Annotated in this window: 21 protein-coding genes and 1 riboswitch; of the genes, 16 read left to right on the top strand and 5 right to left on the bottom strand. The window is 46.6% G+C overall.

The annotated features are described in order from the left end of the window. The first annotated feature begins 7 nt into the window (after positions 1 to 7). The 3 genes from AC1DLM_RS06170 to AC1DLM_RS06180 are packed head-to-tail and all read left to right on the top strand — an operon-like array spanning position 8 to position 3,469. Positions 8 to 910, top strand: a complete 903-nt coding sequence (locus tag AC1DLM_RS06170; RefSeq protein WP_171637220.1) for a carbohydrate ABC transporter permease — start codon at positions 8 to 10, stop codon at positions 908 to 910. Between the two features lie 34 nt (positions 911 to 944). After that, on the top strand, positions 945 to 2,585 hold the full coding sequence (locus AC1DLM_RS06175; protein ID WP_441989405.1) for a type 2 periplasmic-binding domain-containing protein: 1,641 nt from the start codon (positions 945 to 947) through the stop codon (positions 2,583 to 2,585). Positions 2,586 to 2,611: 26 nt separating this feature from the next. Further along, on the top strand, positions 2,612 to 3,469 hold the full coding sequence (locus AC1DLM_RS06180; RefSeq protein WP_441989406.1) for an MBL fold metallo-hydrolase: 858 nt from the start codon (positions 2,612 to 2,614) through the stop codon (positions 3,467 to 3,469). Between the two features lie 43 nt (positions 3,470 to 3,512). On the opposite strand, the gene AC1DLM_RS06185 is transcribed toward AC1DLM_RS06180, so the two are convergent. After that, positions 3,513 to 4,955: an MFS transporter gene (locus tag AC1DLM_RS06185; protein WP_477569437.1), complete on the bottom strand. Its 1,443-nt coding sequence runs from the start codon at positions 4,953 to 4,955 to the stop codon at positions 3,513 to 3,515. A gap of 154 nt (positions 4,956 to 5,109) precedes the next feature. Between AC1DLM_RS06185 and AC1DLM_RS06190 the strand changes: the two genes are divergently transcribed. The 5 genes from AC1DLM_RS06190 (at position 5,110) to AC1DLM_RS06210 (ending at position 10,357) form a co-directional block, all read left to right on the top strand. Beyond that, positions 5,110 to 5,556: an N-acetyltransferase family protein gene (locus AC1DLM_RS06190; RefSeq protein WP_477569438.1), complete on the top strand. Its 447-nt coding sequence runs from the start codon at positions 5,110 to 5,112 to the stop codon at positions 5,554 to 5,556. 234 nt (positions 5,557 to 5,790) lie between these two features. Then, a riboswitch (cyclic di-AMP (ydaO/yuaA leader) is annotated at positions 5,791 to 5,940 on the top strand. A 100-nt stretch (positions 5,941 to 6,040) separates the two neighbouring features. Then, on the top strand, positions 6,041 to 7,876 hold the full coding sequence (locus AC1DLM_RS06195) for an APC family permease (protein ID WP_477569439.1): 1,836 nt from the start codon (positions 6,041 to 6,043) through the stop codon (positions 7,874 to 7,876). A gap of 45 nt (positions 7,877 to 7,921) precedes the next feature. Continuing rightward, positions 7,922 to 8,182 (top strand): YqkE family protein, encoded by a 261-nt coding sequence (locus AC1DLM_RS06200; RefSeq protein ID WP_056612190.1) that lies wholly within the window; start codon positions 7,922 to 7,924, stop codon positions 8,180 to 8,182. An 11-nt stretch (positions 8,183 to 8,193) separates the two neighbouring features. Next, a complete protein-coding gene (locus AC1DLM_RS06205) occupies positions 8,194 to 9,162 on the top strand; it encodes a polysaccharide deacetylase family protein (protein WP_477569440.1) in 969 nt (322 codons plus the stop codon). 100 nt (positions 9,163 to 9,262) lie between these two features. Next, a complete protein-coding gene (locus AC1DLM_RS06210; RefSeq protein WP_441989411.1) occupies positions 9,263 to 10,357 on the top strand; it encodes a polysaccharide deacetylase family protein in 1,095 nt (364 codons plus the stop codon). A gap of 54 nt (positions 10,358 to 10,411) precedes the next feature. Here the strand turns inward: AC1DLM_RS06210 and AC1DLM_RS06215 are convergent, their stop codons facing one another. Further along, positions 10,412 to 10,627, bottom strand: a complete 216-nt coding sequence (locus AC1DLM_RS06215) for a hypothetical protein (RefSeq protein WP_056612196.1) — start codon at positions 10,625 to 10,627, stop codon at positions 10,412 to 10,414. 150 nt (positions 10,628 to 10,777) lie between these two features. Between AC1DLM_RS06215 and AC1DLM_RS06220 the strand changes: the two genes are divergently transcribed. Next, positions 10,778 to 12,190 carry a hypothetical protein gene (locus AC1DLM_RS06220; protein WP_477569441.1) on the top strand — a complete coding sequence of 471 codons (1,413 nt, stop codon included), beginning with the start codon at positions 10,778 to 10,780 and terminating at the stop codon, positions 12,188 to 12,190. A gap of 459 nt (positions 12,191 to 12,649) precedes the next feature. On the opposite strand, the gene AC1DLM_RS06225 is transcribed toward AC1DLM_RS06220, so the two are convergent. Further along, the gene (locus AC1DLM_RS06225; protein WP_441989413.1) at positions 12,650 to 13,021 is read right to left on the bottom strand and encodes an iron chaperone; all 372 of its coding nucleotides are present in this window, start codon (positions 13,019 to 13,021) and stop codon (positions 12,650 to 12,652) included. Positions 13,022 to 13,202: 181 nt separating this feature from the next. On the opposite strand from AC1DLM_RS06225, the gene AC1DLM_RS06230 reads away from it, so the two are divergent. From AC1DLM_RS06230 to AC1DLM_RS06245, 4 genes are all read left to right on the top strand, one after another. After that, positions 13,203 to 13,337, top strand: coding sequence for a hypothetical protein (locus AC1DLM_RS06230; protein WP_441989414.1), 135 nt, complete (start codon positions 13,203 to 13,205; stop codon positions 13,335 to 13,337). 159 nt (positions 13,338 to 13,496) lie between these two features. Beyond that, positions 13,497 to 14,276, top strand: coding sequence for a sporulation protein (locus AC1DLM_RS06235; protein ID WP_441989415.1), 780 nt, complete (start codon positions 13,497 to 13,499; stop codon positions 14,274 to 14,276). 173 nt (positions 14,277 to 14,449) lie between these two features. Continuing rightward, complete coding sequence (locus tag AC1DLM_RS06240; RefSeq protein WP_056612210.1) at positions 14,450 to 15,031, top strand: NUDIX hydrolase; 582 nt, start codon at positions 14,450 to 14,452, stop codon at positions 15,029 to 15,031. Continuing rightward, positions 15,028 to 15,450 (top strand): DUF1284 domain-containing protein, encoded by a 423-nt coding sequence (locus AC1DLM_RS06245; protein ID WP_441989416.1) that lies wholly within the window; start codon positions 15,028 to 15,030, stop codon positions 15,448 to 15,450. The genes AC1DLM_RS06240 and AC1DLM_RS06245 overlap by 4 nt, the downstream gene beginning before the upstream one ends. A 31-nt stretch (positions 15,451 to 15,481) precedes the next feature. Here the strand turns inward: AC1DLM_RS06245 and AC1DLM_RS06250 are convergent, their stop codons facing one another. Both AC1DLM_RS06250 and AC1DLM_RS06255 read right to left on the bottom strand, forming a co-directional pair. Continuing rightward, positions 15,482 to 16,129 carry an SOS response-associated peptidase gene (locus AC1DLM_RS06250; RefSeq protein WP_441989417.1) on the bottom strand — a complete coding sequence of 216 codons (648 nt, stop codon included), beginning with the start codon at positions 16,127 to 16,129 and terminating at the stop codon, positions 15,482 to 15,484. Positions 16,130 to 16,257: 128 nt separating this feature from the next. After that, entirely contained in the window at positions 16,258 to 17,370 is a 1,113-nt protein-coding gene (locus AC1DLM_RS06255) for a GGDEF domain-containing protein (protein ID WP_441989418.1), read from the bottom strand. A gap of 153 nt (positions 17,371 to 17,523) precedes the next feature. Between AC1DLM_RS06255 and AC1DLM_RS06260 the strand changes: the two genes are divergently transcribed. From AC1DLM_RS06260 to AC1DLM_RS06270, 3 genes are all read left to right on the top strand, one after another. Continuing rightward, positions 17,524 to 19,728, top strand: coding sequence for an ATP-binding protein (locus tag AC1DLM_RS06260; protein WP_441989419.1), 2,205 nt, complete (start codon positions 17,524 to 17,526; stop codon positions 19,726 to 19,728). Positions 19,729 to 19,951: 223 nt separating this feature from the next. Further along, a complete protein-coding gene (locus AC1DLM_RS06265; RefSeq protein WP_441989420.1) occupies positions 19,952 to 20,530 on the top strand; it encodes a Pvc16 family protein in 579 nt (192 codons plus the stop codon). A gap of 13 nt (positions 20,531 to 20,543) precedes the next feature. Continuing rightward, positions 20,544 to 21,347 (top strand): carboxypeptidase-like regulatory domain-containing protein, encoded by an 804-nt coding sequence (locus tag AC1DLM_RS06270; RefSeq protein WP_441989421.1) that lies wholly within the window; start codon positions 20,544 to 20,546, stop codon positions 21,345 to 21,347. Positions 21,348 to 21,371 lie beyond the last annotated feature (24 nt).

The raw sequence follows: 21,371 nt of genomic DNA on the forward strand, positions 1-21,371 counted from the left end.
GGTGAACATGGAGGTCGTTTCCCACAAAATTCGAGAGTCTAACGGAGATCGGATCTTTCTGGCGATTACTTATGTACTTATCGGGATTCTGGTGTTAATTGTGCTTTACCCGCTGATCTATGTCGTTAGTGCCTCATTCAGTGATCCTAAACTGGTGATCGCGGGCAAGATAGGATTGATCCCGAGCGGATTCAATGTGGAAGCCTATCGACGGGTATTTACGAATACGGAAATATGGATTGGCTATCGAAATACGCTGATCTATACGACCATAGGAACGTTAGTCAATATTTCACTGACTATGATGGGCGCTTATCCGCTGTCACGCAAAAATTTCCCTTGGCGTCGCGGGCTTATGATATTCTTCACCATTACGATGTTTTTCAGCAGCGGCATGATCCCCATGTACCTGCTTGTTAAGAATTTGGGACTTTATAATTCGATGTGGGCATTAATATTGCCAACGGCGATCAGTGTATACAATATGATTGTAGCTCGTACGTTCTTGGAAACCAACATTGATGAGCAACTCTATGAATCGGCCTATATGGATGGCAGCGGCAACATCCGATCGTTTTTCTCCATTGTGCTGCCCCTAAGTGCACCGATCATGGCTGTTCTTGTCTTGTTCTATGCCGTGTATCATTGGAATTCCTATTTCGAGGCGATGATATATTTGAAAGAACGTTCGCTGTATCCATTGCAGCTCTTCTTGCGGGAAATTCTAGTTATGAATCAGTCTGATAACGTGATGATGGATTCGATCGAGATGGATACAAGCAAATTTCTAGTTGCTGAAGGTGTCAAATATGCTGTTATTATCGTATCCAGCGGACCGATTCTTATGTTGTATCCCTTCCTTCAAAAGTATTTCGTTAAAGGGATGATGATTGGTGCTCTTAAAGGTTAATGTGATAAATAAATTGAGGAGATGACTAACGAATATGAAAAGAAAATTAGTCTTGCTGACAGCTGCCATGCTGATCACGTCAATTCCAGTACTAAGCGCTTGCAGCGATAAGGATAAAGGTGCAGAGCCTGTTACAACTGGTGCAGCGAATAAAGAGGCGAATATCAATAAAACAGGTATGCCAATTGCAAAGGAGCCAGTTCAATTGAAAGGGCTTGTCTCCAAATATGAGTTGGTCAAGGATTGGAACGAGCATAAAGGATTGAAAAATTATGAAGCGAAATCCAATGTCATCATTAAATGGGATACGGTACCGCAAAATGCGTTTGATGAGCGCAGAAATTTGATGTTTGCCTCCAATGATCTTCCGGACTTTGTTATGCGGGCGAATTTGTCGCCGCAATTGATTACTTCTTACGCAGCAGCAGGTCAGATTATCCCGTTGGATCCTTTGATTGAGGCGGGCTATGCGCCGAATCTGGCAGCGCTTATGAAAGAAAATGATGGGATTCGCAAATCGATTACTTCAGCTGACGGCCATATTTACTCGCTTCCGAATATTAGCGAAGCAGATGGACGTATCTCTTCCTCGTGGATCAATAAGAAGTGGCTGGACAAGCTTGGGCTTCAAATGCCGACAACAACGGACGAATTTTATAAGGTGTTGAAAGCTTTTAAGGAACAGGACCCTAACGGGAATGGCAAAGCAGATGAAGTTCCGATCTCAGGGTACAAAGAGGGCAATAAGAACTACGGTGATCAATTTATTAAATCGTTCTATGGCAGCTGGGGATTCGGAGCGAATTCCGGGATCATCGCACCTTTCATGGATGTTGATAACGGGGGCAAAGTTCGTTATATCGCAACGGACAATACCTTTAAAGACATGATTACCTTCTTTAATAAGCTCTGGCAGGAAGGTTTAATCGATAAAGAAATTTTATCGCAGGATATGAAGCAGGAGATCGCGAAGGTTGATGATGAGCGTGTCGGCTATGTAGCGAAGGGCAACAACAATTTGTGGATGGGCAAAAATCGGAATAATTACGTGCAGAACCCTCTCCTAAAAGGGATCGACGGCAAAGTGTATTGGACGGGCATCTCCCCGAAAGTTCGGGATTTAGGTTCATTCGTGATTACGAGCAAAAACCCGAACCCAGCAGCAACACTGCGCTGGGGAGATTATTTCCTGAGTGAAGAAGGGACGGCTCTGGCTCGACTTGGTATCGAAGGCGTTACGTATACGATCGGCAGTGATGGATTTTATAAGCTGAAAGACGAATTTGCCAAAAATCCGAACGGACTCACAGTGGATGAGGCGCTCTCGGAATATACGATTTTCCAAGGTGGTGGCATTCCACAGCGTGTGACGCAAAAGGTTGACCAAAGTGCTGCTGTTCTACCAGAAATGATTGCGAATAAAGATGTCATTCGTCCTAACTTGGTGCCTGACGCGAAGTTGATGATTCCTACTTTTACCGAAAAAGAGAATATCGAATTAAGCTCATATGCAACGGATATCGAAGCTTATGCAGATGAGAATATTGTTAAATTTATTACTGGCGCTAAACCGCTTAGCGAATGGGATAAATATGTAAGCACGTTAAATAAAATGCAGCTTGATAAATATCTGGCGATCTATCAAGCAGCGTATAACCGCTGGAATCAGAAGTAATCAGTGTATAGGAGGAGGGACAAACCATGAGGTTTTACGGCACAAGCGCAGCCGAAGGCATACCGAACCCATTCTGTTTCTGCTCTGTTTGCAGTCATGCACGCAAGGTAGGAGGAACAGAGATTCGCCGACGTTCGATGTTCCGAATCAATGAGGGGATATGTATTGATTTGGGCGCGGATTCTTTTCAACAAGCAATCGAATATGGCGACTTTACCAAGCTTCAGCATGTCTTAGTGAGTCATACCCATGAAGACCATTTCAATTATATGATGATGAATGTTCGAAATATGTCGATAGAACGATTGAAGGAGCCGCTGCATTTCTACTTTACAGATCAAGCCTACGAAATCGTGGAATTCTATCGTCAAAGCCGACCAATCATGAAAGGCATGACTTCTGATTTGGAAGCGCGCGGCGTAGTGGCTTTCCATAAGCTTGAGTTTAACCAACCCGTTACCATTTGCGGTATGAAAGTAACGCCGCATCGCGGGAATCACATCGGCAATATGGGGGAAAGCTGTGCGAACTATCTGATTCAGAATGAGGATGGTCAGAAGCTTTACTACGGCGTGGATACAGGCTGGTACTTGCCGGAAACGTTCAAGCTGCTTGAAAATGTTTCCCTTGATGTGTTGATTAGTGAATGCACTTTTGGGCTAACTAGTGGTAGGGGCCTCCATCCAAACGGCCATTTGGACGCCTTTAGCTGTATGGAATTATTTCGCAAACTGTTAGAGCAAGGGACTTTACATGCTAACTCTCGCATTTATCTTACCCATATTAACCACTTTACCTCTACACATGCAGATCTAGTAGGCTGGATTCAGGAACAGCAATTCCCATGTCCGATTACGGTCGCATGGGATGGCATGGTCATATGATTAAAAACGCGCACCGATAACGTATCGGTGCGCGTTTATGCTTTTATTCAGTTGCGGTTGCAGCCACAACTGGGCTTCCTACCGAATCCGTTGTGACGAGTCCCGTAAGCCTCTTTTTTGCATAGCTTCTGTATAGAATCGAGCTTCCTATCGTTATAAGCGCAACCACCGCCATCCCCCAGATGAGGTTGTCAAAAGCACGTTCAAGCGGCAGGGCTTTCTGCCAGACCAGTGCGCTCCCCGAGAGCGCAACGGCGAACGCGCCACTAAAAAATTGCAGCAATTGGAACAAGCCCATGCCCGAGCCGATGCGATCTGTGGTCAATTGCCGGGAGAGCTCATTGGATACAGCGCTGGAAAGTGTCGTAAAGCTGATGCTGACTAGGATGTAGAGTGCAGCAATCCAGTAAGAGGAATAGCTTGCAGTCAGGGCAAGCCCTACGGTTGAAACTAGCATCAACCATGGTACGTAGCGGAGTAACGCCGTATTCCCATAGCGGTCAATGATGCGACCCACACGGTTGGAGACGAGCATAGCCAACAAAGCGCCAGGGAAGAGCAATAGTCCCGAAGTAAGCGGAGCTAAACCGAAAACCCGCGCAAGCATCTGTGGCGCAAGGAACAAGAAGCCAAAGCTGATCATATAGGAAAACACGCCGATTGCGCTGAGCGCCATATAGGGTCTGTCGCCGAATAGGGCAGGCTGCACGAACGGTTGTGAGGCTCGGCGAATGCGCAGAGTGAATAGGGCAATCGCAATGACGCCTGCTAGGAGTGCGATCAGACTCTTAGACGTAAGGAAGAGCAGCAACCCCGTCGTCCCAATCCCGAGGAGCAGAGCACCGATGAAATCGAACGAGCCGCTTTCTGGTTTTTCTTTTGGCAGCAGGATGAGAAAGATAGGAATAAGCAGCAGCGTGACCGCTGTAATGACGAACAGGAAATGCCAGCCCAAATACTGAACGATGGATCCCCCTGCGACGGGGCCTAGTCCCAAGCCAAGTGAAGCTGCGGAAAGGATGAGCGACATGGCTCTGCCTCTACGAGACAACGGAATGTAGCGGGTTACGAGTACGATACCAAGCGAAGGGATCGCACCTGCGCCGGATGCTTGAATCAACCGCGTAAACAGCAACAGTCCGAAGCTGTCCGTGAACAACCCTAGAATGGAGGCGCCGCCTAGCGAGAGCAGGGCAATGACGTAAAGCCTGCGAATAGGCACGAAGTCGGACAAGCGGCTGTAGGTGATCGATGCGATGGCGAAAATGATTGAATACCCCGTAACAATCCACGATGCCGTTGAAGGACTGAGCTCGAATTGTACGGAAATTTTGGGCAGAGCCAGATTGAACATCATCGTGTTCATGATGACAAGTACAATCGTAAAACAGAGCAACCATGAGACAGGCGTTTCTCGTAAGCGGCCAGGCATCTCAGGTTGAGCATGTGTTGTTCCTTGAGCTGAAGAGGTTGCGTTGTCTGACATGGTACACCTTCCGATCTAAACTATAATATATTTTGTGACAGTTTATCATGGCGGGTAGGGTGTGTCAATGAATTGGCCTGTATTAAATCAGTAAAGGGTTGAATATTTATACATATAATTGTATTATCATTCATAAAACACATGGAGGAATACGATGGGACACGTGATAAGAAAAGTGGAAATTGAAGATTTGGAGGTATTAACAGAGTTGATGTATGTCTATATTGTAGGCTTTTATAAGAAGCCACAGCCGTTAAGAACTGATATTCATCGACTGATTAGTAACTTGCTTCAGGAACAAGGCGGTATACAGTTTGTTGTCGACCAAGAGGGAGAGCTCGTAGGCTTTGCGACCCTGTATTTTTCTTGGAGTACGATGAAGGCAAATCCCATTACGATCATGAATGACCTCTTCCTTCTCGAGTCTTACCGGGGGACCGCAGCAGAAGAAGACTTGTTCCAGAAGTGCCAAATCTACTCCAAGGAAAACGGCTATGCCTTCATGTCATGGATCACCGCGCCTGACAATCATCGTGCACAACAGTTTTTTGACAAAATGGGCGGAACTCGCGTGGATTGGGTGAATTACACGATTATTTAAAGGAAGCGGTTCATCCAACAGAATGTTCGCACGAACCAGTAACTTTGACGGACTGAAACCTTGTTAATAAGTTAAAATACCCTGATTACCTACGAGAATGGAAGATAATCAACGAATCAGGTAATTGTAAGCGAATTATCGGGTGAAACGTGAGGTCGGAGAGTGCTTTTTACGTTTTTTCCCTCCTTTACTATGTTGGTAGAAGAGAGTAGTATTCAACACGTACATGAACAGTTGAATATTTCGCTTAATTTTCTTTTAAGAAAAGCGGGGGAACCACGAGTAACATGGGGTGAATAACGGTACGGATTCAGTACCTTTTAGGGCAGATTTCTCGCGGCCCGAACCCGGCAGCTAACCTCGTAAGCGAACGTGAGAAAGGAGAACGTGTGTTCAAAACACAAGGTCGATCCTTGTGTTTTTTTGCGTCCATTTTTCAAAAATATAGTATTGATATGGCTTTAATTGGAGGAACAACGGCGAAATGACAAGTGATTCATTGAAAAAAATTGTGTTCGGTAAGCCGCTAAAGTCGAGTGAGATTGAGTCGGAGAAAATGCCTGTCTGGAAAGCCCTCCCTATCTTGTCGTCAGATGCCTTATCATCCGTATCGTATGGGACGGAGCAAATTCTGTTAGAGCTCGCGACAGTGGGGGTTGCAGCTTTTGCCTTCTCATTGCCGATTGCGGTTTCGATTATTGCTTTGATTCTACTGCTCGTGTTGAGCTATAGACAAGTGATCGAAGCGTACCCGATGGGCGGCGGCGCCTATATGGTGACGAAAGAAAATTTAGGCATGGTGTGGGGACGTCTTACCGGTGTCTCTCTGCTAATCGACTATACCTTAACCGTAGCCGTTTCGATATCGGCTGGTGTCCAGGCGATTACCTCGGCATTTCCATCGGCTGTACCGTACATTGTTCCGCTGACCATCTTACTGGTTTGGATTATGGTCTGGCTGAACTTGCGAGGTACTTCCGAATCAGGAACGGTATTCGCGATTCCAACGTACTTTTTTATTCTTTGTATCCTTTTGTTAGTGGGTAAAGGTATTTTCGATTTACTGACAGGATCTATGAATACACATGCGATCGAATTCGCACCAAGCGCAGCAACGAACTCATTAACCTTGTTCGTACTTCTCAAAGCGTTCTCGTCCGGTTGTTCAGCTGTAACGGGGATCGAAGCGATCTCCGATGCCGTGCCGCATTTTAGAACGCCATCTGTCAAAAATGCCAAACGAACACTCCTCTCACTAGGCGGTCTGTTGGCCATCGTGTTCGGTGGTGTAACGCTGATTGCCTTAGGGTATGGGGTGGCACCGGATCATAACGGTCATACATCGGTTCTTTCGATGGTAACGGAGCAAGCCTTTGGCCGAGGTGTGATGTACTACGCGACGCAAATCGCGACAATGCTAATCTTGGTGCTCGCTGCGAATACAAGCTTCAATGGCTTCCCGATCTTGGCGTCCATCATGGCCCAAGACAAAAACTTCCCGCGCATGTTCTCCTTCCGTGGGGATCGGCTTTCGTATCACTATGGCATTATTACGCTAGGCGTATTAGCCAGCCTGTTATTGATTGGCTTTAAAGGTAAAACCGATGCACTTATTCCGCTTTATGCGATTGGCGTATTTTTATCTTTTACACTTGCTCAGACGGGGTTGGTTCGTAAATGGCTCAAAGAGCGGGTATCTGGCTGGATCGGGAAGTTGATCATTAACGGCCTGGGTGGTATTGTCTCCCTTGCGGTTCTTATCATTTTCTCCGTTACCAAATTTAGCGAGGGTGCTTGGATTGTCATTATCATTACACCGATCCTCCTCTGGCTCATTACGAAAATTAGTCACCATTACGACGACGTAGCCAAACAGCTGCGGATTGATATCACACAAGACCGTGTGTGTACCAAAGAGCCGGTCATTATCGTACCTGTGGCTGGGATTCACAAAGCGGTAGAGCAGACCCTGAACTATGCCAAATCGCTCTCGCCTAACGTCATCGCGTTCTATGTCTCCTTCTCGGATGAGGACGAAGAATCGATGCAGGAGAAGTGGCAGATCTGGGATCCAGGTGTTCGACTCGTAGTGTTCAAATCACGCTACAGAACGATTCTGAAGCCGCTGGCTGAATTCATTGATCGCATCGACACGCATATGTCGGAGAAGCAGTCGATCATGGTTATTCTCCCGCAATTCATGCCGAAGAAATGGTGGCACCGTCTGCTCCATAATCAATCTGCGGCGCGGATTCGTTCGAAGCTTCAAGCCGATAAGGATATCGTTGTTGCAACAGTGCCGTATCATTTACATCAATAGAAGTGTACAATAATAGGGAGAACTTGTAGACGAGGTGACCTTATTATGGTGAAAAAGAAAGCAAAGATTACGCCAGCTGCGGCTAGCGTGCAAGATAAACCTGCAACGCTGAAGGATCTGCTGCGTCCGGAAATACTGGAAGGGCTCAAAGCCCAGGCTGACGCGATGAAAGCGGAAGAGCAAGCGAAGAAGGATGCAGAAAGAGCCAGGGTAGAGGCTGCTCGCAAGGCGGAAGAGAAACGTCTTGAGAACGATTTTGCCTATCAGCTGGAGAAAAGTAAATTAGACTGGCGGAAACATAAATGAGGGGGCGCACGATGTGCCTCCTTTTCTTTATAAGTGCGATGGTAGCGTTTGCAGGATGTGAGGTGGAGCAGCGTGCTGCAGAAGTGGAAACGGTGATTGATTCTACATCTACATCTATAGGAACACCAACATCAACACCAACACCAACACCAACACCAACACCAACATCAACACCAACATCAACATCAACACCAACATCAACATCAACACCAACACCAACACCAACACCAACGCTTGCACCAACAGCCGCACCTCCTGTCCCAACCTTCACGTCAGTGGAACAATCATTGATCGCTCGTTATGCTTCTGTGATACCAACGAAGTGGGGGGAGCGTGTCCCTGGTGTGAAAACACGCTTACATACGAAGGACAAAGTGATTGCTCTTACCTTTGATGCCTGCGGCGGGAAGGAAGGCAGTGGCTATGATGAGAAGTTGATCCAGTATTTGATTCAGGAGCAGATTCCAGCTACGTTATTCATCAATGCAAGATGGATTGCTGCGAATCCGTCAACCTTTCAAGATTTGGCATCGAACCCTCTGTTTGAGATCGAAAATCATGGCACTGAACACCGCCCCTTATCTGTGAACGGCAAGCTGGCTTATGGAATTGCGGGAACGAAGAGCGTCAAAGAAGTCATTCATGAAATGAATGACAATGCGGATCAGATAGAGAAGCTGACAGGGAAAAGGCCCCTATTTTTTCGATCGGGTACGGCATTTTACGATGAGGTCGCGGTATCAGTTGCGCATGATTTAGGGTTCGAGCTAGCGGGATACTCCGTACTTGGGGATGCTGGAGCGACGTATAACACGGAGCAAGTGTACAACGCTATATCGAAGGCTCCGAGCGGGTCCATCGTCCTTGCGCACATGAATCATCCCGAGAAGGATACCGCTGAGGGTGTCATCAAAGCGATTCCGCAGCTGCGTAAATTAGGCTATAACTTTGTAAAGCTTTCGGCTATGCAACTGACCTGATAATAAGAGGAAGTGGTGTAATAAATAGTTTACAGGAAAGCGTTTTCATGATACTATTTGCCTAATTTATTATCATCTCATCTATGGGGTTGTTGTCAGCATGAATAGACTAAAATTGGGAAATCCAACGAATTTGGCGTTTACTGTTCTTTTAATTTCTAGCGTTTTATTGTGCCTCTATGTTGTATTGCCAATGTCGTTGCCGAAGTCTTTCGAGCAGACCATAACACCAGAACAAGCAATGAGAGAAGAACAACATGTGCCTTCTTATGAACAGCTAGCAGAACCAGTTGCTGAACAGGAACTAGAAGTAAAGCAAGAAGCAAAACAAGAGGTAAAACAATTCGCACAACAGCTAGAACTCGAAACGCAACAATCGGGGCAGCGTCAAGTAAATGCACTAGCTTTTGACCAAGCAGATTATAGTAAACAAAAGGTTCATTATACCGACAAAGTCATCGTACTCGCCTATCATCACATTGATGAAAAAGAGAACGGGATTACAATTTCTCCAAAAAGGTTTAGAAGTCACCTGCAAAGGTTGAAGAAAGAAGATTACAATGTCATCTCCATGGAACATTTTCTGCATTTTATGAAGGGTGAGGCTAAGGTTCCCCAAAATGCGGTTGTCATCACGTTTGATGATGGCTATGAATCCTTTTACACTCACGCGTATCCTGAACTACTTAACTTTGGTTTCCATGCTACTAAATTTATCGTTGTTGATTCTATAGATCACCCTAAGGCACCGCGTCTAACATGGGATCAGATGAGAGAAATGAAGCAGAACGGGATGAGTTTTTACTCTCATACGTACGATCATCATGACAAAGTCAAGGCGGGTTCTGGGAATACACTGATGCCAATGCTTACAAATCCGATTTATTTGGAAAATGAAAAAAGAATTGAAACGGAAGATGAGTATCGAAAGAGAATTAAACAGGATCTGTTAAAGGCTGAAAACCGTATCGAGGAAGAGTTAGGACCGCAGTATCGTCTACTTGCCTTTCCTTTTGGTGCCTATAATGAAACGGTCATTGGGGTAGGAAAGGAATTAGGCATTGAACTTTTCTTTACGACCAAAGAGGGGATCAATACCAAAGGAAGTAATGAGATTTATAGAATCCACGCAGGGACGGCGTACATGTCAGAAGATGATTTGATGTGGCGAATGAAGTTATATCATAAAAAGTAAAACAATAGCTGGGAGCCGCATTGAAGCGGCTTCTTTTTTGTTCCCAACAGAGTCCTATCTTTTTTTCATCTCAAAAAACTCACAAGCTGCCCGATCATAATAGGTCAAATCGCTGACGCGCGTTTGCACAACGACTGTCGTATCACTGAAGCGTAGAACAACCGCATTGGAATCGACAATATGGTCATCTTTAAAAATCCGAACAACACCCTGTCGGTCAATGACCTCCTGGAAATCTGAATCCGTATGTAAACGTTGATTCCTTGCCATGAATGTATGATCCCCTTACCTCATTAAAATAGTTCCTTCTATTGTACCACAAGGTGGCAAAATGCCCGAATTTAGACGAACGCCTACGCCTAGCCGAGCATAGAATGTAGCACCAATTGCTGCTTGGGCTGAGAGGGTGTGTGGTGCAGGATGGATATTCAACTTTTACCGATTCATTGGGTCTATTTAGTGTTCATTGGTTTCATTCTTACGCTTCTTATTAAACGTAGAGACACGACGATGATTTGTGTAGTGGGGATTTTTACATTAGGGTTGTTAGCAACGGAAACGTTGAGCGGCTCTGTATCGGGTGTGTTTAATAGCTTTATTTATGCAACCAAAGAGTTAATGGGGACGATTATGATTATCTCCATTATCGTGGCCATGAGCCGCGTCTTAATTCGCACGGGTATTAATGAAACAATGGTGGCCCCGCTGACCAAATTTCTGAGAACGCCAGCATTAGCCTTCTGGGGTATCGGCATCATTATGATGGTGACATCCTGGTTTTTTTGGCCTTCACCTGGGGTAGCTCTGATTGGTGCTGTGCTGTTGCCCGTCGCTGTTCGCGTTGGCTTGCCGGCACTCGGTGCTGCGATGGCAATGAATCTCTTCGGACACKGGATTGCACTATCGGGGGATTACATTATTCAAGGGGCGCCTAAATTGACAGCGGATGCAGCCGGTTTGCCAGTTGCTTCTGTCATGGAAGCGAGCATTCCGCTCGTCATTGTGATGGGACTTGTTACGACGATCACAGCTTTTTGGCTGATGCGGCGCGATATGAAGAACGGTAAATGGCTCAGCGGGCTCATCGATAGCCGATTAGAGGAAAGCGGCGGGCTTGTTCCTGTTGACGAAGAGAGCAAATTGCTGATCGGAGAGCGCTTAAAGCGGACGCTAGCTATCGCAATCCCTGTGCTGTTCGCTCTAGATGTTATTGCCATGTTTGTCTTGAATTTGCAAGGTGGTGATGCAACCGCTCTCGTGGGTGGTACAGCGGTGTTTATCTTAATCGCAGTCACTTTAATCGCTCACCGCAATGCGGGTGTGGAGAAAATCACTTCCTATTTAATAGAAGGCTTTGTTTTCGGCTTCAAAGTCTTCGGACCTGTCATTCCGATTGCAGCCTTTTTCTATCTGGGTGACTCCGCGATTACGGATCTTTTCGGCAAAATACTGCCAGAAGGTTCACACGGAATCGTGAACGATCTTGGCGTGGCACTCGCAGGTGTCGTGCCGCTCAATGGAGCCATTGGTGCCGTGACGCTAACCGTCGTCGGCGCCATTACCGGCCTCGATGGCTCCGGCTTCTCGGGTATTTCCTTGGCGGGCTCCATCGCGCAGCTGTTCGCGACCGCCATTGGCTCTGGTGCAGCGGTGCTGACCGCGCTCGGGCAAGTGGCCGCCATCTGGGTCGGCGGCGGGACCTTGATCCCGTGGGCGCTCATCCCAGCCGCGGCGATCTGCGGCGTAAGTCCGTTCGAGCTCGCGAGACGGAATCTGAAGCCCGTGCTCATCGGCTTAGCGGTGACAACGATCGTGGCGATGTTTTTGGTTTAAGTAGCGTGCGAATTGTGAAGAGCACGACAGGGAAAGGCCCCTAAGCCATGTATGTGGCGGGGCCTCTTTTTGTCATTTTTATCATCTAATCTCGATTCTGACTCCAGAACGAGTCCCAGAACCAGCCGCAACCCCGACCCCAATCTACTCCAACCCCAATCCAACCGCTATCCCACCCCGTTCCACACAGCCTCTAAATCACCAAACTCGCGCCATGAACACAGCTGTGAAACTAGAGAAATGCAATAATACAACCTTTTATCTCGAGTTAGCCACTCTATCTGAAATAAGTGCAAATAGGCATCAATTTCTGCTGTCAATCGACAATTGGGTACCTTTTCGGTCCAAAAGGTTGCCTTTTTGCATCAATTCGCCCATGTTCAACCGTTTCCTCCGGGAAAAGATGCCCTTTTGCATCTTTGAACATCCAAGCTCGCACTTAGTGAATGCAGAATGGTACTATTTCCGCCAAAAAGTTGAACAATCTGCCTTATCTGCCACATTAAACGCGATCATTTTCTCAAGTAAGGAATAATCAACTGGACTATTCCACTTGATACGCACCAATTCCTTCGTGTGATCGTAGCCAGCTTGTACAATATCATCCGTGAACTGAATAATCCCCGCCTTTTCAGGCGCAATAGCCAAATGAGGTTTGGCTACGCTAAACCCAATAATAAATGTGCCGTGGTCGGTGAACATTGGTTGATTCCACGCGATTTTTGACTCCAAATTCGGGAACTTCTTGGCTACCCAAGTTAAAACTTCCTCCGTTCGATCCCGATGTTGCGGATTATCGATACGCCCTAAAAACTCTGCGAAAACTTCCATGGTATTCCTCCCTAAATTGACATGCATAATCCTATTAGTAAGCCCAAAATTGCATAAATAATCATAGATTTTCCACGATAAGAACAATTTTAGATTAGTGCTTGAACCTTACGTTACGTAATGATTTATACTACAGTTAGCGAAAATATTTCAAACCTATTCATTTTTGGAGGGATTAGACATGAGTCAAATTAATGAAATAAACAAAACCGCAGCACAAGTCGGTGACCGTGAGATTGTGATCAACCGTGTAATGGATGCTTCACGCGAGCTTATGTTTGAAGCTTGGACGAAAGAAGAGCACCTGTCGAAATGATGTAATTAGGATACCACAAAACGGAATTACAAGCCCCAATTCGTGGTAGTTGAAAAGGATAAATTAACCAGTTGTAACCATTTTTGACTTAAACATATGAAACCACTTGGGCCTCATATCGTATCATGAGTATATGAATGACAAGGAGGAAATTTACACATGTCCATATACAAGCGCATGCTCGCGAGCGTCGGGATCGGCGCGGCCCAAGTAGATCTCATGCTCCATCAAGATACGGTGAATGCCGGGGAAATGATCAGTGGCGTCGTTAGGATTCAAGGTGGGCGCGTTGATCAGCAAATCACTGATGTGTACGCCTTCGTTATGACGCGTTACCTGAAGGAGCAGAACGATACGAAGATCCAAATAGAAGCTCCTGTGGCTAAGTTCCAGCTTACAGGGGGATTTACCGCCCAGGCAGAGCAGGTCTATGAGTTACCTGTCTCGTTCCAGCTCCCTAACAATACGCCAGCAACTTTGGGAAGAACCCCTGTGTGGATACAAACGGGACTTGATATTAAAGAAGCGATTGATCCGAAGGATCAAGATCAGCTTCAAGTAAGACCACATCCACATTCCGAGGTTGTACTCGAGGCTGTCAATGAACTCGGGTTCCGACTCCGTGAGGTGTCATGCGAATATGCGCCATCTATTGGTAGAGAGAATGGAGTACCTTTCGTTCAAGAATTCGAATTTGTCCCCACCATGCAATTCCGAGGCCAACTGGATGAATTGGAAATCATCTTCTTCCCGGACGAGGACGGCGTCGACTTGCTGTTGCAGATCGATCGCAAAGCGCGCGGGTTAGCCGGCCTATTTGCCGAAGCAACGGGTACGGATGAAAGGTTTGTAAGGGTACGATTCGACCGCAATCACCTAGATTCCGGAACTAGCTACGTTGCAGATGAATTAGCCGAATTAATCCGCAGGTTCTTATAAGATTTCATAAGCATCATAATAGTGATAAACGATAAGGAGCCTTTCCCGTTGAGGGGAGGTTTTCTCAATTTCGTGAATTCAGATCATGCAATATAGGGTTGCCTATTGTCCATCTTTCGCAGTATCCTTGCATATAGATGAGTAGACGATGAAGACCAAGGGAGCTGAGACAGATGGAAGTCAAATTTTGCAGTAGCTGCGGAGCTGCCATGGAAACGCGTGATGTGGATGGAACGGAGAGACGGGCCTGCACAGCGCCAGAATGTAGTTTTGTTCATTGGGGCAACTATAGCATCGGTGTCGGAGCACTTGTGATGAAGGATGAGAAAATATTACTTGTGCGCAGAGCACAAGAGCCAGGGAAAGGCCGTTGGACGAACCCTGGTGGCTATATTGAGCAGCATGAATTGATTCAAGATACGATTGTGCGAGAAGTTATGGAAGAATCAGGCGTCGAAGCATCCGTCTCACGACTGGTTGCTGTGCGCGATCTGCCGAGAAGCATACATAACGTGTACATTGCCTTCGAAATGTCCTACATTAGCGGAACCCCTCAGCCGGATGGCGTCGAGGTAGATGCGGCAGGCTTTTATAGCCTCGAAGAAATGGCTTCTATGCCAGTGGCAGATTTCACGAAGTGGCTCATTGATGTCGCCTTGCACTCCAAAGGGGACGGTCTTATTGAGGATAAAGAACCTGCCATTCCGATGGCTGGATACGGCTTGTATCGTGTGCCTAAGGTTAACAACGTATGATCGAACTTCGCGGACATCACTTGCTCTGTTTGTTAGGCTACCGAGGTATGGGGTATTCCCCAGCATTTTGTGAAAATATGACGACGGTCTATGAGCAGCTGCGCACAGAGCCTGAGACGATGATTCGCGTTGTGCTTGGACCTGATGATCTGTGCGCTGCGTTTCCGCAGGATCAAGTTGCCCATTGCGAGAATCGGACGGTGTACCAGCGAGATGCGGAGATTGTTGCTAAGCTTGGCTTGGAGGTGGGGATGGAGCGTACTTGGTCCGTCATTTGCGGTCAAGTTGCTCTTGAAGTAAAGCCAGCAGACATCAGCAATCTCTGTGCGACATGCCGTTGGGAGTCTTACGGCGTTTGTGCAGATGGCGTACGTATTATAGGGGAAGGCGGCGCATTGCCGCCTGTACCGAAGAAATAAAAGGACTTGCGCGTAAGCGCAAGTCCTTTTATCATACAAAAATACTGACATCGGAACCTATCTCCAGCTTCTCAGCTGGGGAAGAGAGAATGTTTGCGACCATCCGCATCTCATCGATAGGTTGTAGATAGGATCTTAACTGGCGACTATCCCTCTGGTCGGGCTGCAGCCACTTCTCCATCTGTTCCTCATCAAGAATAGCCGGCATGCTTGTGTGGTACGGCGAGACAACGGAATTGGATTCCGTCATAAGCATCATGCACGTGCGAAGTTCCTCTCCACCTGAAGGGGCTTGCCAAATGTCGTATAGCCCAGCAATGCCGAACGTGCCGCTCCGCATTTTGAAACGAATCCACTCCGTCTCCTTACCTTCGGTTCGCCCCACGTAGAAACTGCTGCAGGGGATGACACAACGTTGTTTTTTGACGATGCGCTCGAACACGATATTGGAGAAAATGGAATTGCGATCACCGCATACAGCATCCTTMGCCCAGAAAGGCATCAAACCCCAGCGGAATTCATCTAATATACGTTCTCCCTTGCGATTGATCATCACGGCAGATACAGATTCAGTTGGGCGCACCTCATACCGATTGGAACTGTAGGATAAGAGCCGATCGACGCGGAATTGCTTCATAACTTCGTGAACATCAGCCAGAACGGCTATAGAATGACACATGATTATCACCTCATTTGATTTTGGTTAGTGTTTTCCTAAAGCAACCAATTCATGTATGAGGCTTAACACTTTTTTCCACGACAGCTCAAATGAAAAAACCAGCAGCACTTTGCTCCTGGTTGTAAAGGTTACTCGGCTATAGGTATTTGAATGTCCGCAGCATGTACATGTATGCGGTTCTTGCCGTTGCGTTTGGCTGTGTACAAGCATTCGTCGACAAGCTGGAACCAAGCCTTTTTCATCGTATTCCGATTATAGGTTGCAAGTCCAATGCTCATCGTCAGTTTCTGATCAGGCATTTCAGGGATGACCGTGTCGCGTATCGATTCCATAATTTTTTCGCAAATGGCTAGTACATCTTGATGCGATTTCCCAACGAACAATACGGCAAACTCCTCGCCGCCATATCGAAAGGACATATCATCTGGACCAAGCACTTCTTTAAGAATGGAGCCAATTGTTTTGAGAACAACATCGCCAACCCAATGTCCATAATTATCATTAATGAGTTTGAAATTATCGATGTCCATCAAGGCAAGTACTAAGGGTGTATCATGTGGCATATGTGAAATGAGGTGGTCCGTATGCTCTTGAAAAGAACGGTGATTAAACAACTCGGTAAGCGCATCAACCTTGGAAAGACGATCAATCATGACGTTACGAATCAGCAGATCTTGCTCGCGTATGACGGAGTGTTTAAGCTTGGCGAGCAGGTCGAGTCCACGGCTCATAACGGTAAAACAAAGAATAAAAGTTGACGTCAAGATGGTAAGCGAGGCGATAACTTCGTAAGGGTTCGTTGTTTGTTCTTGTAAGTTTTGAATAGATATTAGAATCAATAAACAAACAACACCGAGACTGTAGGCGAAAATAACATATTTTTTATGAAAATAAACCGAGGCTAATAAAATTGGCATGCAGAGCAGCTCAAAGCTGCGTGTCATTTCTGGAATGCAAAGGATGAATATACTAACCATGGTCATAGTCCATATGATCATGATAAACTCACTATAGTTCTTCAAATAGTGCATCGACAAATAGCCTACACCCATAAGAAGAAGCAGTAATATTGTAGGGAAAAGCTGAAAACGCACAAAGCTATTAAACCAATCCGACGGCTGCTCATTAATTTCAAAGCATAGAGCAATCGTAGCAGCTACTTCATAAATAATGAGGATCCACCATAACGTTAGAATGAGTTTTCGATTCCAAGTCGGATCATGTGTTGGAAATTGTTCCATCAGAAGGTGGCCACTTTCCTTTCAGGGCAGTAGATGTCGAAATGATTTGTGCCTTATCCTGATATTGTAAAGAATAACCCCCTCTTTACGCAAGCTATTAATGATGTTAAACGATTTGTTTTGAAAAAAAATATATAGTCATTGGAGAGGCCTATGACAGCTCTAGGGTATGTGCATGCGTGGGAACATTATAAGGACGAGCTTCAACTGCTAGATAAGAAGCTGGAGCTTCTCTATAAGCGACGTCAAAAGCTTACACCTGATCCGCAAACAGATTCATTCCGCGGGATGTTTGTATCGGAGGATGAATTTATTCGTCTCATTGGCGGCTTTGGCAGTGAAGAAGAGATAGATGAGGATGAACAAGACGTACTCAGTATGATAGAGCAGCTTGAGAGTGCCATTGTAAGTCGCCTTGCAGAAAGCCGCAAGGGGGGCACATTTCTGCCGTTGGCTTATTTATCGAGAGTCTTCGGCTTCTCATCTATAGAAGAACGCATCGTCATGCTGGGGCTTGCTGTGGAATTAGATCGGAAATATGAACGGATTTTTGGCTTTCTATTAGACGATCTAACTAGCAAAACGCCAAATATTAGCTTAGCGCTGCAAATTGCTTGTTCAAGTCCGGAGGACATGAGGGCTGCTCGTACGACTTTTATGGCACCTGACGGTAGATTGGCTCGCTATGTGCTGCACCCAGACACATTGGTCGCCAGTGGTCAGACGCTGTTATCTAGACCCTTACAGCTGGATAAACGGATTGTGACCTTCCTACTGGATTCAGGGGAGCTAGATCCAAAACTTAAGCCAGCTGTCGAGATGATCTACCCAGATGATGAGATCTCCCCATTGCTGGTGCAGGAGGATTTCCAGCAGCAATTACACGGATTCATTACTGACATGTATCAAGCGCCTGCAGCTGAACGCAAACGGCTTGCCTTCCATCTCTGGGGGAATGCTGGTTCTGGCAAAAAGCTGCACGTGAAGCATCTCAGCCGCTCCTTCCATAAGCCGCTGCTATTGGTAGATCTTGCTGATGTGCAGCTGCATGCTGCGAGCTTTGAAGATCAGGTTAGCGTTATTATCCGAGAAGCGATTCTTCATCAAGCCATCCTGTGCTTCACACGGCTGGAGGTGCTTTACCCTGCAGAGCCGGACTTGGCTGCACAGCAGCGGCTCGGGCGGTTCCATGAGCTGCTCGACGGCTATGGCGGCATGGTGTTTCTCTTAGCCGGGCGATTCAACCGGCTAAGCTGGAAGCCCAAGGAGCGGCTGCTCCTTGAGCATGAACTTACCGTGCCTGACGAAGGCGGGCGCGAGCGCCTTTGGCGGGCATTCGCGGAGGAGATCGGCGCCGGCGCGGATGTGGACTATCGGGTGATGAGCGGTAAATTCCGCTTCACCCCGGGGCAAATACGCCGCGCGCTCTCGCTGGCGCGCGGGTACTCGTCCTGGCAGGATGCAGCTGCCAGAGATGGTGGTTCAGGCGCGTTGCTGCGCAGCGACGCGCTGTATAAGGCGTGCTACCAGCAGGTGCAGCACAAGCTGGAGCGCAAAGCGACCCGCATTGAGCCTCGCTATGGGTTTGGGGATGTGATCCTCCCACCCGAGCAGAAGGATCAGCTCCGCAATGCGTGCAATCAAGTGAAGTATCGCGGCGTCGTGTACAACGATTGGGGTTTCGAGAAGAAGCTGGCCTACGGCAAAGGGCTCAGCATGCTCTTCGCCGGTCCGCCGGGCACCGGGAAGACGATGTCGGCACAAGTCGTAGCTGGTGACCTGCAGCTTGAGCTGTATAAGGTTGACCTCTCGCAGGTGATCAGCAAATACATCGGTGAAACCGAGAAGAACCTGCACGAAATATTCGAAGAAGCGCAGCTGAGCAACGCGGTGCTGTTCTTCGATGAGACGGATGCGCTTTTCGGGAAACGGTCCGAAGTGAAAGATTCACACGACAAGTATGCGAACATTGAAACGGCTTATTTGCTTCAAAAAATGGAGGAGTACCAAGGGATCACGGTGCTCGCTACCAATCTATTAAATAACATTGATGAGGCCTTTCTGAGGCGGATCAATTATGTCATTAAATTTCCATTTCCGGATAGTGAATATCGGGAGAAAATTTGGCAGTCGATGTTTCCGCCAGCTGCACCGCTTAGCCATGATGTGGATTTCAAATATCTCGCACAGCGATACGAGATTGCGGGAGGGAATATCAAGAATGTCGTTCTCTCTTCTGCATTTTTGGCAGCTGAAGCGGGTGAATCCATCCGAATGCAGCATATTATCAAATCAATTCGGCATGAGTTGCAGAAATCGGGTAAAATTCTCGCACGACAGGAGTGGGAGGATTACTAGAACAGGCAGATAAAGGGCAATTTTACAATTTTGTAAGATTGTCCTTTGTCGGTTGTATACACCGATTTTCAGCCAAAAATCGCCATTTTTCGGGACAAAAGCTTAAATAAATACTAGAATCCTATAGTCAACCTGACGGTTTAGATTTATAATAGAAAAAGATACACAAAGTGACAGATTAAGCATCTTTTTTACAAGATTTATAGGTATTTAGAGGCAGGAAGTGACACTCATAGGCAATTATTCTGTCATCGCTGATGTAAGTGCATCTTTAGTCAAGCTACTTAGAGAAAACATGACCCCAGATCCCATTCCGCAACCAGAAATGATTGGTCTCGCATCGCCTGTAGATAAAGGTGATTTCTATCTTTCACTCTATCTTTATAATGTTCGTGAGAGCGGCAATAATCGCCAAACCCATATGATTGCTAGAGGGACGAACGAAATACAGTTTCCTCCGATGGTTGTCGATTTAAGTTACATGGTTACGGTACAATCGCCGGCTGAGCTTTCTTCGCGAGCGTTGGATGAGCATCGCATTCTAGGCAGAGCGATGCAAGTATTCTACGATCATTCCATCCTTCGAGGTTCGATGACAGTGGGCACATTAGCTGAGCAAGATGAAGAAGTTCGTATAATCATGGATCCTTTTAAAGGCGAGAGCCTCATGAATATGTGGAATTTCTCAGACACCCCTTACAGACTCTCCGTTGCTTACACGGTGGGGCCTGTACATATTGATTCTACGCGCATCAAAACAACAAAAAGGGTTTCGGAAACCGATTTTCGTATTCAAGGTTAGGAGGATTCCACACGTGGATCAGATTCGAATTTCACAATTGAGATCCCGCGTTTCCCTGGTTGTGTGTGTGATTGACGCACTAACCTCTCAAGCTCCTCTTGGCAACACGACCACAGTTCACCTAGAAGGCACCCGTTCGAAAGCAATTCGTAAATCGAATGGTTCCTATATATTCAACGATTTATCCCCCGGCGAATACCGTTTATCGGTACATAGCGAGTATTATTTTCAAGAACAAACCAACATCACAGTTAACGCACACAATTTTATCGAAGTTGTTCAAATGAAACCGTTACCTTCGTACCCTTTTTCTCAAGGGGCAGGACTGATTCGCTTCATGCTTCAGAACGCAGCTGGCTCTCCAATTCGCAATGCTCACTTACAGTCAACCGTGCTGACGGAGGACTGTGCACGCGCGCGCGTTATGGTGGATCAAGCCGACAAAGGTGCTAATGAAATGGCATTAGGTTCATTTACAGGAGGCATTGTAGTTGGTGATGTGTACCTGCTGCGAGGGAGAGGTTCCCAACCGGCGGAAGAAGTCATCCGCATTTCCGAAGTGCTGGAGCACCAGAAACGGTTTCGACTTGCGAATCCATTGACGAAATCGTATTCTCGTGGCGCGATGCTGCTTCCCATTCAAGAAACCCGTAGTACGGAACGTGGAGAGGTTGTGATTGCTTTTCGAGGTAATCGGATCCCGACGTTTCATACCGAGTTGGTTATCACGTATGGGATGGATAGCGAGCATAAGATCAAGGATCTCGCAGTAGTAGAAGGCACAACAACTAACCTTGGCACGATACATCTCGCGTAACCCTAATTAGTAGAATGGACACGT

It is taken from the genome of Paenibacillus sp. 01T442, assembly GCF_056398345.1.

What these genes read in the sequence shown, in the direction of transcription:
- AC1DLM_RS06170 (WP_171637220.1), top strand. Translation starts at nt 8, where the DNA reads ATGGAGGTCGTTTCCCACAAAATTCGAGAGTCTAACGGAGATCGGATC.
- AC1DLM_RS06175 (WP_441989405.1), top strand. Translation starts at nt 945, where the DNA reads ATGAAAAGAAAATTAGTCTTGCTGACAGCTGCCATGCTGATCACGTCA.
- AC1DLM_RS06180 (WP_441989406.1), top strand. Translation starts at nt 2,612, where the DNA reads ATGAGGTTTTACGGCACAAGCGCAGCCGAAGGCATACCGAACCCATTC.
- AC1DLM_RS06185 (WP_477569437.1), bottom strand. Translation starts at nt 4,955, where the DNA reads ATGTCAGACAACGCAACCTCTTCAGCTCAAGGAACAACACATGCTCAA.
- AC1DLM_RS06190 (WP_477569438.1), top strand. Translation starts at nt 5,110, where the DNA reads ATGGGACACGTGATAAGAAAAGTGGAAATTGAAGATTTGGAGGTATTA.
- AC1DLM_RS06195 (WP_477569439.1), top strand. Translation starts at nt 6,041, where the DNA reads ATGACAAGTGATTCATTGAAAAAAATTGTGTTCGGTAAGCCGCTAAAG.
- AC1DLM_RS06200 (WP_056612190.1), top strand. Translation starts at nt 7,922, where the DNA reads ATGGTGAAAAAGAAAGCAAAGATTACGCCAGCTGCGGCTAGCGTGCAA.
- AC1DLM_RS06205 (WP_477569440.1), top strand. Translation starts at nt 8,194, where the DNA reads ATGTGCCTCCTTTTCTTTATAAGTGCGATGGTAGCGTTTGCAGGATGT.
- AC1DLM_RS06210 (WP_441989411.1), top strand. Translation starts at nt 9,263, where the DNA reads ATGAATAGACTAAAATTGGGAAATCCAACGAATTTGGCGTTTACTGTT.
- AC1DLM_RS06215 (WP_056612196.1), bottom strand. Translation starts at nt 10,627, where the DNA reads ATGGCAAGGAATCAACGTTTACATACGGATTCAGATTTCCAGGAGGTC.
- AC1DLM_RS06225 (WP_441989413.1), bottom strand. Translation starts at nt 13,021, where the DNA reads ATGGAAGTTTTCGCAGAGTTTTTAGGGCGTATCGATAATCCGCAACAT.
- AC1DLM_RS06230 (WP_441989414.1), top strand. Translation starts at nt 13,203, where the DNA reads ATGAGTCAAATTAATGAAATAAACAAAACCGCAGCACAAGTCGGTGAC.
- AC1DLM_RS06235 (WP_441989415.1), top strand. Translation starts at nt 13,497, where the DNA reads ATGTCCATATACAAGCGCATGCTCGCGAGCGTCGGGATCGGCGCGGCC.
- AC1DLM_RS06240 (WP_056612210.1), top strand. Translation starts at nt 14,450, where the DNA reads ATGGAAGTCAAATTTTGCAGTAGCTGCGGAGCTGCCATGGAAACGCGT.
- AC1DLM_RS06245 (WP_441989416.1), top strand. Translation starts at nt 15,028, where the DNA reads ATGATCGAACTTCGCGGACATCACTTGCTCTGTTTGTTAGGCTACCGA.
- AC1DLM_RS06255 (WP_441989418.1), bottom strand. Translation starts at nt 17,370, where the DNA reads ATGGAACAATTTCCAACACATGATCCGACTTGGAATCGAAAACTCATT.
- AC1DLM_RS06260 (WP_441989419.1), top strand. Translation starts at nt 17,524, where the DNA reads ATGACAGCTCTAGGGTATGTGCATGCGTGGGAACATTATAAGGACGAG.